A 13,061-nucleotide genomic window follows, 5' to 3' on the forward strand; every position below is an offset into this window, starting at 1 on the left:
GTCAGATAAAGAGGCGGTAATCGTAAGAGGATGCGCCGAACCGCTGGAGCAGCGAACCGATGCGGGCGATTTCACCGGAGGACTGGAGGGTCGCCGGGAACTTGGTGTAGAGGTCGAACGTGTTCCAGTTCATCTTTGAAAGCCCGAGTATCTCCGCCGCTAACTGGTCGAGCGGCGTTGCTCCCGCATGGCGGCGCAACGCGAGCGGCGCGGGAATTCGCCTCTTGCCCTGAAAATACTTGAGACTCGGATTGACGGCGGCGGTCGCGCCGTGGACCCACAGCAGGGCGGTGAAGTCGTCGAGCTTCATGACGGTGCCCCGCCGCACCGGGTAATTGTCGTCATCGATGGTGCCGTCACGGCGCGGCATCGACGCGACGTACCGCTGGGCGTGATCTTCGACGATCTCCAGCATGTCGATGGCGGCGACGCCGCCGAGCCCGTCGAGCAGCCCTTCGCGCTCGTCTTTCAGGAACGGTGTGCGCTTGTGCAGCACGACGCGCCGGGGGAGCTTCATGCGCGCATCGAAGAAGAGCTGCCGGATCGTCTCTCCGGTGCGGCGCGCATCGTCCCGCGACATAAAGGGGTTCTTGCCCCGCATGATCGGGTTCTCGACCTTGCTCAGCCGGTATTGCAGGCCCTCGCCGCGCGCGCTGTAGATGTGGCTGCACCCCAGCACGACGTGATTGCCCCTCGCGGCGTTGCGGTCGATGCTGAAGCCGAGCCCGACATACGCTGCGTCTTCGTCAAGGCCGCCAAGCACCCACGGCGTGCGCATGCCCTTGACGTAGAGGGCGAGCGAGAGCCACCACCACACCCGGCACTGCTGGGTATCAGAGAGCGTGTCCTCGGTCAGGAACTGCGTCGCGACGCCGCGCTGGACGGCATAGGCCTTCACGAAATCATGCACGTCGAACCGCTCGTGCTCGTCCCGGTAGCCACGCAGATGATCCCAGCGGCGCGGGAAGAAAATGAGCACGACATGCGGCGCATAGGAGGAGCGCAACGCTTCAACTGCGCCGGTAATCTGCTGCGCGACCGACAGCGCACCGGTGCGCGCGCCGGTGCCTACCGGCTCGGCGCAGTAAGCCCAGCCCGGTGCGGCGGGCTCGGGGATTTCGATGGGCAGGCCGTAGGCCTGCTGGAACCCCGGATAATCGACGAGGTAATCGCGCTCGGAATCGGCCGGACGGTGCCCCTGATTGGCCTTCTGAAGATAGCCGCGCACGAGCGGCGTTTCGGAGCGCGGGCAGATGACGCCGATGCGCAGCGACGGCGCGAGCCCGCTTAGCGTGAGCGGGTAATCGAAAGGGCGGCTCGCCGCAAGCCCGCGCACCGGATGCGTGTCGGTGTTCGTGCCCGTCCCGCGCTTGTCGCAGAACAGGAGTGTGGGCTCCGCCAGCTCAAGCCCCTTGTACTTGATGAGGGGACGAAGGTTCTGCGTGATATTGGCGGCCCGGCCGCCGTGCGGCAGGCCGATCTGCGCGAAGACCGGGGAGCGCCGGACACGGAACTTGAAGCTCGATCCCGTGCCGGTCGGGAACTCGAAAGAGGACGGCTTGTCCTTCGGGAATAGTAGGCCGCGCCATTTGTTCATGGCGGTGTTGAACGGCTTGTTATGCTGGTAGCCGAGGATGCCGAGCTTCACCGGCCCGGCGACTTCATAGGGCACCTCCGCCCCGTTCTGGTCCAGCACCTTGATCGACGGCTTGAGAACGACGTACTGCGTGCCGCCGACGCGGCGCAGGAACACGATGACGGATTCATGCGCATGGCAGTGCACATTGTCCTGCCGTACCTTCTTGAGCGGCGTTTTCAGCCAAAGCTCGGACTGGCCGTCCGTTTCGACCCCGGCGGCCTGCGCCATTGAGCGCACGAGGGCTTCCCGCATAAGGCTGACTATCGCGCCGTCCTCGTAGCGCAGCTCGTCGGGACTGACCGGCGTTCTCTCGACCGGCCCCTTGATGTTCTCGCCGAAGCAATCCTTGATATCGTCCACGGTGCCAAGCGCGAGGATCTTCCCCTTGAAGGGCACGGCGACGACCGGGCGCGCTCCGGTCTGCTCCCGCACCCATGACCAGACCTTCTCGCGCGGCCAGGCCTTGAGGTCGAAGGAAAGCACCTCGGACGGGCAGTCGATCTCGAAGGCGTTGCTTTTGATGAGGGTGTTCGCGCGGTGCTCCGCCACCTGAAACGGCGCTCGCGCGAGAAGATCGTCGGGGGCAAGTTCGGCAATGTCCTTGCGCGCGGCCTCGCGCCGCTCGCCCTCCAGGCAATGCAGAGTAAGCCGGGTCATCAAATCATCGAAGCCGAGCGCGGAAACATAGAAGGCCTGCCTGCCATGCGCTCTCGCGTGAGCGATCAGGCGGGCAACCGGCTCGGGAACCTCGCCGTCGCCGTAGCCGCACCAGTAAAGCGCGCCTGTGCCCTGCTCTGCGAAGGCGGCCTGAAGCGCCTCCATGATGGAGTGGTCGCGCCCGCTGTAGCCGCAGACGATCAGCGTCCGCTGGCGCAGCTCGTCGATCAGCGCGCTGCGCAGGGCCTCTTCCTGGCGCTGTAGCTCATCGGGCGTATTCTTGAGGTCATCGTAGCGATAGTCGCCATGCAGCGAGACGCACAGCAACTCGCCGGTGTTCGCCGGACGGGCAACGCGGCCCTGCGTGTCGATCCCGACCTCGAACGGCGTGAGACTGAAATTCGCGGCGGCGCGCGCGGGCAGCCCGTCGAAATTGGTGGACCAGACGGAGCGCATCAGGTCGGCCCTGGCGAGATGGCATAAAAGCCGGTAGCCGATATGCGGCTGCGCGCCGCGCACCTTCTCCTGAAAGAACGCGCGGCGGTCGTCGGCGATGGGAAAGCAGGCGCGGATATAGAAGCCGTACTCGTCGTCCGCGCCTTCCTGCGGATAGGTGCCCTGCGCGTCCAGCCATTGCTGGATGCGGCGCCGCACGCTGGGCAGCGAGAGCTCCGCGAACTGCTCTTCAAGGCCGGGATTGTTGGTGAGGAAGAGGTCGCGCTTCCACTCCCAGATGCAGGCCTGTGCGGAGGGGATGCCGGAACTAACCGATGCGCCCGCCCCCAGAAAGAGCGCATGCGGTGCCGCCCGCCTGACGCCGATGGAGCGGACGAAAGCGTCGAGCGATAGGCTCAGATCCTCTGTCTCCAGCGCCTTGCCGGGGGCAGCAGCCATGCCTACACCCCGCCGCTCGGTAGTTGGCTCGCGTTGGTGACCACGCGATAATTCACGTCCAGCGCTTCCGCAAAATGCCGTCGGCCGCACGCGATCTTTCGTCGCTCATCCGGCCTCAGATCGTCGGGATTGAGCGAGCCCTTGGTCTCGCGCACGAGATAGAGCAGGTCGTCGCCGCCGTCGGGGTCTTCCATGACGATCGCCCAGTCGGGATTGTAGTCGCCGACCGGCGTTGCCACCCTGAACCACGACGGAAGCTTGATGTAGAGCTTTACGTCCTTGCGCTTTTCGAGCGCCTCGATGAAGGGCTTTTCAATGGTCTCGGAGTCAAACGGCACGCCGTCATAGATATGCGTGCCGCCCGCGCCGTGGCTCGCCGTGCTGGGGACGATGTAGTCCGCCCAGGTTTCGATCTCGGCCTCGAACTGCGTCATCTCGTACCACTCGTCGATCTTCTCATAGCGAATGCCGTCCACAAGCTGATCGGCGAGCCGCGCCTTGATGAAGCCAACGGCCACCGTCGCAAATTCATGCGGATTTTCCAGCGCGGCGTCGCGGCTCTTCGAGCGGCGGTAAATTTCCAGCAGAGTCCTGCGGCTCACGCGCATCGGCGGAGAAGTGTTCTCCATCAGGTTTTCCATGATCTCGATCAGGTTGGGCAGCGGATAGCGCCCGGCGAGGTCGATGGCGGTACGCGCGCCGCTTTGCGTGAGCGCCTCGAACGTGTCTTTGTCGCTCGCGATCACTTCAGCCTTTGAGATCGCGATGCGGGGCTTGCGGATTTCGGCGGCGTCTAGGTCCGGCAGAACGCCTTCGATCAACTTTCCGGGATCGATCGTCACGGCATAGCGGGTCTTGTGCTTGATCTTCTCCCAGAGCTGCTTGAACTCGGGCTTCAGCATGTGCGCCTTGCGCAAGGTAAGCTTCGTCTTCTTGCGCGCATTCGCGGGCTTGGGCGGCGCGCCCTCCCTGCCGTATTCGGCCTCGATCTCGGATTGAAGTTCGGAGACGAAGCGTTCGTAGGTCTCGCTCGCGACCACGGTGAGCACGTTGATCCGCTCGTCCCGGATGCGCGCGCCGTCCTGGTTGACGGGAAGCCGCACGCCGCGGCCGACCTGCTGCCGCCGCTCGGTTTCGGACCCGACCTCGCGCATCGTGCAAATCTGGAAGACGTTGGGATTGTCCCAGCCTTCGCGCAGCGCCGAGTGCGAGAAGATGAAGGATACCGGCTCGTCGAAGGAGAGCAACTTCTCTTTCTCGCGCATGATGAGGTTGAAGGCTTCCTCGTCCGCCTTGCTCTTGCCGGTCGTGTCCAGATACTCGGTCGCGCCCCCCTTCTTCGTCTTGCTCGCGAAATAAGCCGAGCGCACCTCCTCGGGCTTGCGCTCCTTCCACTCGGGGTGACCGGCTTTGACCTCCTCGAATATCCGGTCGAAGAGCTGCCGGATCACGCCGTCTTCGGCAGCGTAGTTGTCCACCTTGTCAATGAAGAAGAGAGAAAGCACCTTGATTCCGTCATCCCGGAACCGAGCCTGCTTGCGCATGTGCTCTTCAAGCGTGTAGCGCATCTGCGCTTCAAAAATGGCTTCCTTCTCGACCCCGGTCGCCTGCCCGACGCGCAGCTCGACATTATTGGCGAAACGAACGAATTTGCCGCCGTAGTTAATTTCTTCGACGACGAAACCCTGGTACTCGGTCCGGCTGGCCTTCTTTTCAAGGTCGTCCTCGCCCTTGATGGTGAGGACCGTTTCGGAAATGGCGCCGCTCGCCATGAGCTTGTGCACAGCAAGACGGGCGACCGGCCGTTTTGCCTGAATCTTGATCTCGTCAAGGCGCAGAAAGGGAAGGTTCTGGTTGTTCTCCTCGATCACCGACGCGACTTCGATGCGCTTCACCAGCCCCTGCCTGTACGCCTCGAACGGCGTGAGGCGGTAGATCAGGTTATAGGGGTTGCGGTGCGTCGCGCTGTAGCGCAGCGCAAATAGCGGATTCAGACTGGCGAGCGCCGCGATGCGGTTCTCGCTCTCCATGTTCTGCGGCTCATCGAGGATCAACACGGGCCGGGTCGCCTGCACAAGGTGCAGGGGGCGCTCGCCCTGTAGCCGGTCGGTAGTCTGGCGAATGACGTTCTCCGCGCGCGCGAAGGCGTCGATCGTCATCACCATCACCTCAAGGCCGTCCGAAAGCGCAAACTGCCGAACCTGGCTGAGGTTGGCCGATTCGTAGACGTAGTAGCGGTAAGGCGGATTGTCGTAGAGCGCCTTCAGGTGGTTCTCGGTGACCTTTAGGGTCTTGAGAACGCCTTCGCGGACCGCGACGGAAGGCACGACGACAATAAACTTCCGCAGGCCAAAGCGCTTGTAGAACTCCATCGCCGTACGGAGGTAGACATACGTTTTGCCCGTCCCGGTCTCCATCTCGACCGAGAAATTCGGGAACCGAACTTCTCTTGAGCCCGTGGCAGTATCGATCTCACCGGCAATGGCCTTCAACTCGGAGTCCTGCTGGAAGCCCGCCTCGCCCTGCATCGACTGGAGATTCTTCAGCAGGTCATCGCTCGAAACGTCAAGGCGATTGGCGATCGCAGAGAAGGAGGCGCCGTCCGGCACGACAAGCTCGCTCCTCACGTGCGGCTGGCCTTCAAGGAGAGCGCACGCGGCCTCGATGGCCGCGAGCTGGTGTTCCTGGGTTGCCTCGAAGCGGAATTCCATCGCCATTTACAACACCTTCAGCCTGCACTGGAGGGCGAGATTGGCGGCGAGCGAGTCGTCCAGCGCCTTGTCCCGGCAGATGAAGAGGCTCTCCCGCGTGAGGCCGAGCTTGCCGACGGCTTCCATCGTCAGCTTGTCGTCGAGGCAGATGTGGAACGTCTGCTCGCGCTCGGGATCGGTCACGCGCCAGAATGTTGGCCCGCCTTCCTCGCGCTTTTCGATCTCGGAGGTAAGGGCGTATCCTTCCCGAAGCGCCACTTCCCAGATCACGTTCTCCGTCTTCCAGCCATCCGCCAGTGTGTCAGCGAAAGCGTCGAGCTGCTCGGCATACGCATCCGCATCCTTCGCCTCGACGCCCTTCCAACGACGCATGCTAGGCTCTGCGAGCTTGAAGGCGCGGACGCTCAGATTGGCTGCATCGCCATTGCTGTCAGCGAGGAGGGACTCGTTTTCGCCCCCGAGCACCTTTGCTACCGCCTGAATGCGGTGGAGGCCGAGCTGCGAAATCGTCCTGAACCCCTTTCTGCCCGCCTCAGAGTCGGGGTCAATCGGTTCCGGAAGCTGCACACATAGATAACGGCGGTGCCCGCCGTCGCGTCGGTTCTGCTCCATCACGGCCTGCGCGGTGGAGCACGAACCGGCGAAAAAGTCGATGATAAGGTCGTCGTCTGACGAGAGCTGCTCGACGAAGCGGCGAATCAGTTCAGTCGGCTTCGGAAAGTCAAATGCCTGAAAACCGAATATCTTCCGGACTTCCTCCGTCCCGTCCGACGTGTGAACGTCATCGATAATGGACGGAAAGGCCATAAACTGGTTTTGGAGTTCTTTCTTGAACTTTTTTTCGCGAGGGCGGCCCTCGGGGCTGGCGGGGAAGAGCACGCGGCCCTCTTCAATCATCTTCTCCATGCGCTTTTTAGAGTAGCGCCAGCCTCGGTTAGGCGCGGGCGGGTAGGTAATCCCGGTTGATGGGTCGGTAATGGGGAAGTGCAGGTTCGGACGCTGCTCGGCGGTAGCAAGGCCAAGCATGCTGCGGCTCATCCAGTCTCCCCGCGGATCATCGTCGGGGTTCTGGAACTTGGTCTCATCCCGCTCGTCGCCTCTAAACTGACCTTCAGCACTACGACGGTAAGCAAGCAGATACTCGTGATCCACTGATACCTGCGTCGTCGAGCGCGAGTCAGGAAATTTCCGGCTCTTCCAGATAAACTGGGCGATGAAGTTCTCTTCACCGAAAATCTCGTTGAGAAGGAGCTTCAGCGCGGCGACCTCGTGGTCGGAGATGCTGATGCAGATGACCCCCTCCTCGCTCAGAAGCTGGCGCGCCATGACAAGGCGTGGATACATCATGGATAGCCAAGCGGAATGAATACGGCCGCCCGTCTCGGTCACTGACGAAACATAATCCCCATTCCCGTTCTTCTGCCCCGTGATGCGGAGATAGTGGTCGAGCGGGTCCACAAAATTGTCCGGGTAGATGAAGTCGTTCCCGGTATTGTATGGCGGGTCGAGGTAAATCATTTTCGCGCGGCCGTAATAGGCGCGATAAATTGCTTTCAGGGATTCAAGGTTTTCGCCTTCGACGAAGACGTGTTGCGCTGCTTCGAAGTTCAGGCTGATGGCAGTTTCAGGACACAAAGTCGCCCGGGTCGGCGCCTGAAGCATGGCAACAGCCGCGCGCCTTCCCGACCATGTGAATGAGAACCTTTCCGGCTTGTCCTCGGCGTCGCCGCCCGTAAGCGAGCGCAGCCGTTCCAGGTCAAGTTTGCCCTCGGCAAACGCCTCGGGCGCAAGCACGCGAAGACCTGCAAGCAACTCCTGCCGCAGGTCAGGGCTTTGCGATGCCACACGCTCGATCGGCGCTTCGTCCTTGGTCGACTTTACCATTGCTACCTCAGCGGCCCCTCGTTATGGCTTCGGGCGGGAACAGGCTCGGCTGCGTGTCAGCCTTGTGCTCCGCGATATACCTCCGCATGAACTCTCGGAGCACCTGAGCGGCGGGCCGGTCCTGTAGACGGCACGCCTCCAGGAACTCGTCCCGGAGATCGCGCTCAACCCGAATCCGCAATCCGACATCCTTGGTTTTCATGGCCCTAGTGTAGCCAAGGGATACACGAATGTGTATCCCTTTTTTGCGGTTATCCAGTTGCATGAGCTGCAAGGGGTTGGACGAAGTCCCTTTTCTCCGGTCACCACACGAGAGTGAAAGTCCGGCGGCTTTCGCCGTGACGGGTTTGGAGGTCGAGAGAGAGGCTCTCGGGCCGCCCGTCATGGAGATGAGCCATGACTACAGTCGAGATCATGACCGGCCGCCCCGAGAGCGGCGGCTACAAGGTGGACGCGTCGCGCGGCGAGCGGGTGGGCCGCGTGTCCTCGGAATGGTTTTCCCGCCCGGACGACGAGCGCTTTCTGTCGCTCGACAACCTCTTCGCCTCGGTGAAGGGCCGGGCCGAGCGCAGCCGGACGCGCACTGTCGAGAGCGCGGCGATCCGCGTCGAGGCGCACCGGGACGACCCCGAACGGCTGGCGCTGGTCCTGCCCGAGACCGAGGCTCCGGTCGCGCCGACCCATTGGAGCTTCGGCCAACTCGCCAGTCTCGTGGGCGCTCCGGCGGCCTATCTGCGCCAGCTCCCTGCGCCCCTCGTCGGCATCAACCTGCAATACGGCCTCACCAACCACCGCGCCGAACAGGTCAAGACGCTGGAGACCGAGGACGGCCGGACCGAGCTGCGCGCCGTCACAGGCCCGGACTATGGCCGAATCTACGACCATGAGCTCGTCTCGGCCGTCCGGCGCATCGCAGGGAACGGCACGGGCGACACGCGCTGGAAGGTGCCGGGCGTGCTCGACTGGTCGACTGGCATCTACAACCCGATGGTCGACGTCACCAAGGACACCACCACGCTCTACGCCTCCGACCGGGACGTCTTCCTCTTCCTGGTCGACGACATGAACCCCATCGAGGCGGGACGGCTGCCGGACGGCTCGCCCGACCTCTATTTCCGGGGGTTCTACTGCTGGAACTCCGAGGTCGGCGCCAAGACGCTCGGCATTGCGAGCTTCTATCTCCGCGCCGTCTGCCAGAACCGCAATCTCTGGGGCGTCGAGGACTTCCAGGAGATCTCGATCCGGCATTCCAAATACGCGGCGAACCGCTTTGCGCATGAAGCCGCCCCGGCGCTGACCCGCTTCGCCAACTCTTCGCCAGCACCGTTCATCGAGGGCATCCGCGCGGCGCGCGAGAAGATCGTCGCACGCAGCGACGAGGGCCGCGCCGATTTCCTGAAGAAGCGCGGCTTCTCGAAGGCGGAAACGAGCAAGATCGTCGAGACCGTTCTCGCTGAGGAAGGTCGACCGCCCGAGAGCGTCTTCGACTTCGTGCAGGGCATCACGGCCGTCGCGCGGAGCAAGCCACAGCAGGATGCGCGCCTCGCCATGGAGACCCGCGCGAAAACGCTCCTGGAGCGCGCCGCATAAGCGTTGCGCTTCGCCCCGAACCTCCGTCCGCGGCCCATCGCTCCTAGAGGGAGAGGTGGGCCGTGGGCTTCGTGACGGGTTTGGAGGTCGAGAGAGAGGCTCCCGACCGCCCGTCGCGGAGAAGTCCGATGACGAAGTCACAGAAGATCACCCTCAGCGCCTCGCGCGACATCCCCTTCAACAAGCTCGTGCTCAGCCAGGCGAACGTCCGGCGCATCAAGGCCGGCGTCTCGATCGAGGAACTGGCCGAGGACATCGCCCGCCGCACGCTCCTGTCCTCGATCACCGTCCGGCCCGTGCTAGACGAGACCGGCGCCGAGACCGACATGTTCGAGATCCCGGCGGGCGGACGCCGCTACCGGGCGCTCGAACTGCTCGTGAAGCAGAAGCGGCTAGCGCGCACCGCGCCCGTGCCCTGCATCGTGCGCACCGATGGACTCGCCGAGGAGGACAGCCTTGCCGAGAACGTCCAGCGTGCGCCGCTGCATCCGCTCGACCAGTTCCGCGCCTTCCAGGCGATGCGCGACAAGGGCCGCAGCGAGGAGGAGATCGCCGCGGCCTTCTTCGTCTCCCCGAACGTCGTGAAGCAGCGGCTGAAGCTCGCCGCCGTCGCCCCATCGCTGCTCGACGCCTATGCGGAGGAGCAGATGACGCTCGACCAGCTGATGGCCTTCACGGTCAGCCCCGACCACGAGCGTCAGGAACAGGTCTGGGAGGCGCTCAAGCGCCACTACTCGAAGCAACCCTACGAGATCCGCCGCATGCTGACCGAGGGCGCCGTGCGCGCCTCGGATCGGCGGGCGCAATTCATCGGGCTCGACGCCTACGAGGCGGCGGGCGGCGTCATCCTGCGCGACCTGTTCCAGTCCGACGATGGCGGCTGGCTGCAAGATGCGGGGCTGCTGACAGGCCTGGTCGCCGAGAAGCTCGAGCGGGAGGCCGAGGTGATCCGCGCCGAGGGCTGGAAGTGGGTCGAGGTCGGCACTGACTTTCCCTACGGCCACACCTATGGGATGCGGCGGATCGTCGGCGAGCCCGAGCCGATGAGCGACGAGGAGGACGCGAGCTACGCCGCGCTGAAGGCCGAGTACGACGCGCTCGAAGAGGCGCACGCCGAGGCGGACGAACTGCCCGACGAGGTCGACCGTCGGCTCGGCGAGATCGAGGCGGCGACGGAGGCGCTCCAGACCCGCCCGGTCCGGTTGGAGCCGGAGGAGCTGGCGATCGCCGGGGCTTTCGTCAGCATCGACGGCGCGGGGCGGCTGCGCGTCGAGCGCGGCTATGTCCGCCCCGAGGACGAGCCGGTCGCAGAGCCCGACGCGGCGCCGGACGCCGATGCCATCGGGTCCGACAGCGGCGAGGTCGATGGCGAGGCAGGCGATGCGGTCTCCGACGCGCCCGATCCGGAAGATGAGGAGGAGGACGGCCTCAAGCCGCTCTCCGACCGGCTGATCTGCGAACTGACCGCGCATCGCACGCTCGCCCTGCGCAACGCGCTGGCGGACGACCCGCAGACCGCCTTCCTCGCCGCGCTGCACGCCATGGCGCTTCGGCTCTTCTACCATTACGGCCAGGAGAGCTGCGTCGAGATCGAACCGCGTTCGGCGGGTTTCGGCGCGCAGGCGCCGGGGCTCGGCGAGACGGCCTATGCCGAGGCGATCGACCGGCGCATCGAGAGCTGGGCGGCGGCGCTGCCGAAGCGGGCCGAAGACCTCTGGGAGGCGCTGACCGGGTTCGACGGCGACAGCCGCGACGCGCTCTTCGCCCATTGCGTCGCCATGACCGTGAACGCGGTGCACGAGCCCTACAACCGCCGTCCCCGCGCGCTCGCCCATGCGGGCGTTCTGGCGGCGACGGTCGGGCTCGACATGGCCAGGGCGGGCTGGACGCCGACGGCGGACAGTTATCTCGGCCGCGTCACCAAGGCGCGCATCCTCGAAGCGGTGCGCGAGTCGAAGGGCGAGACGGCTGCGGACCGCATCGCGGGCATCAAGAAGCCCGAGATGGTCGCGGCGGCCGAGGAACTGCTCGCGGGCACGGGCTGGCTACCGGAGGTGCTGCGCACGCCGCCGCTCGCTGCCGACGAAGCGCCGGAGTTCGAGATCGTCGACGACGCCGATGACGGTGCGCCGGAGGTCGAAGCGCCATCGGCGGACAACGACGGCGAAACGGCCATGGGCGATTCCGAGACTTCCGCCGAAGATGAGGAGGTCGCCCACGCCGCCTTCGCCTGAGGCGACCAACCCCACGGGGCGGACTTCCCCCAACCGCCTCGCACCTCGGGGCCCGCCGGACGCGGCGGGCCCCTTTTTTCTGCCCGCAGGCAAGGAGATTCCCATGGAGAGCGCTGCATCGGATATCGCGCGCCGTCTCGCCAGCGAGGCCGAGGCGGTCTGCCGTCACTACCTGTCGAACGGCCGCCGGCAGGGCCGCTACTGGATCGTCGGCGACGCCGAGAACACGCAGGGCCGCAGCCTCTATGTCCGGCTCACAGGGCCCACATCCGGGCCCGGCGCGGCGGGCAAATGGACCGACGCCGCCACCGGCGAGCACGGCGATTTGCTCGACCTAATCACGGCGAACCTTCAGCTCACATCGCTCGGCGAGGCGCTGGACGAGGCGCGCCGCTTCCTCAGCCTGCCGCGGGCCGACCCGCCTCCGCGCGCACCAGTGGCCAAGGCGCCGACCGGGTCGCCGGAAGCGGCGCGGCGGCTCTGGGCGATGGCCCAACCGATCGCGGGGACAATTGCCGAACGCTACCTCGCGAACCGCGGCATCGTCGGCATCCGGAATGTCGGCGCGCTGCGCTTCCATCCGCACTGCTACTATTGGCGCGAGGACGAACCTGATGATGCAGAGCCGGAGGCCTGGCCCGCGCTCCTCGCCAAGGTCACCGACACGGGCGGCGACCTGACCGGGCTGCACCGCACCTGGCTCGATCCCGAGACGGCGGGCAAGGCGCCGCTCGATCCGAACCGCAAGGCGATGGGCAATCTGCTCGGCCACGGCGTGCGCATTGGCGAGGCCACCGATCTGGTCGCCGCCGGCGAAGGTCTGGAGACGATGCTCTCGCTTCGCATGGCGTTCCCGGGCCTGCCGGTGATCGCGGCGCTCTCCGCCAACCATCTCGCAGCCCTCCTGCTGCCCGGCGGCGTCAAGCGTCTCTACATCGCCGCCGACTCGGACGAAGCGGGCCGCATAGCGGCGGACACGCTGTACGACCGCGCGCGCTCGGGCGGCATCGAGACCGCGCCGCTCGTCTTCCGGCTCGAGGACGCCAACGCGGAACTGCGCACTTTCGGCCTCGACGATCTCCGGGCGCATCTGAGATCCCAGCTCGCGCCGCAGGATGTGACGCGCCTGCTGCCATCCTCCGCCGCCTGATCGAAGCACGGGCGGCGCCGGTGCATCCGTCACGGACACGTCTCCGGCCATCGGAGCCGTGCCTCAGGGCCTTCCGAGAGGGGCGAGACGGAGCGGAGCCCGCCCGGTCCGGCAACGGCTGCGGCGTCACCGTTTTCCACCGCCGAACCAGAGGTTCGGCTTTGCATCGCGAAACAAAACGGCGCCGCCTCCGCCGTCCTCCGCTTCGCTCCGGCCGCCGCGAAGACGCGGCGGTGCAGGACCGGACGGCCCCCGCTTTCCCGTCGCCCGGGAAGGCCCGCGAGAGGCGCGGGTCCCTTGAA

The 13,061-nt window shown here is 65.2% G+C and carries 6 protein-coding genes; 3 read left to right on the forward strand and 3 right to left on the reverse strand.

Annotated features, from left to right (window positions below):
* Window position 1 precedes the first annotated feature (1 nt).
* The 3 genes from RBB34_RS10210 to RBB34_RS10220 are packed head-to-tail and all read right to left on the reverse strand — an operon-like array spanning window position 2 to window position 7,785.
* Complete coding sequence (locus RBB34_RS10210) at window positions 2-3,190, reverse strand: SIR2 family protein (RefSeq protein ID WP_306119116.1); 3,189 nt, start codon at window positions 3,188-3,190, stop codon at window positions 2-4.
* 2 nt (window positions 3,191-3,192) lie between these two features.
* The gene (locus RBB34_RS10215; RefSeq protein ID WP_306119117.1) at window positions 3,193-5,907 is read right to left on the reverse strand and encodes a DEAD/DEAH box helicase family protein; all 2,715 of its coding nucleotides are present in this window, start codon (window positions 5,905-5,907) and stop codon (window positions 3,193-3,195) included.
* Window positions 5,908-7,785: a site-specific DNA-methyltransferase gene (locus RBB34_RS10220; RefSeq protein ID WP_306119118.1), complete on the reverse strand. Its 1,878-nt coding sequence runs from the start codon at window positions 7,783-7,785 to the stop codon at window positions 5,908-5,910.
* A 396-nt stretch (window positions 7,786-8,181) separates the two neighbouring features.
* On the opposite strand from RBB34_RS10220, the gene RBB34_RS10225 reads away from it, so the two are divergent.
* From RBB34_RS10225 to RBB34_RS10235, 3 genes are all read left to right on the forward strand, one after another.
* Window positions 8,182-9,375 carry a DUF932 domain-containing protein gene (locus RBB34_RS10225; protein ID WP_306119119.1) on the forward strand — a complete coding sequence of 398 codons (1,194 nt, stop codon included), beginning with the start codon at window positions 8,182-8,184 and terminating at the stop codon, window positions 9,373-9,375.
* Between the two features lie 128 nt (window positions 9,376-9,503).
* The gene (locus RBB34_RS10230) at window positions 9,504-11,609 is read left to right on the forward strand and encodes a ParB/RepB/Spo0J family partition protein (protein ID WP_306119120.1); all 2,106 of its coding nucleotides are present in this window, start codon (window positions 9,504-9,506) and stop codon (window positions 11,607-11,609) included.
* Between the two features lie 103 nt (window positions 11,610-11,712).
* Entirely contained in the window at window positions 11,713-12,759 is a 1,047-nt protein-coding gene (locus tag RBB34_RS10235; protein ID WP_306119121.1) for a toprim domain-containing protein, read from the forward strand.
* The last annotated feature ends 302 nt before the right edge of the window (window positions 12,760-13,061 follow it).

The organism is Roseitalea sp. MMSF_3546, assembly GCF_030732865.1.
In the GTDB taxonomy this organism is placed as follows: Bacteria; Pseudomonadota; Alphaproteobacteria; order Rhizobiales; family Rhizobiaceae; genus Roseitalea.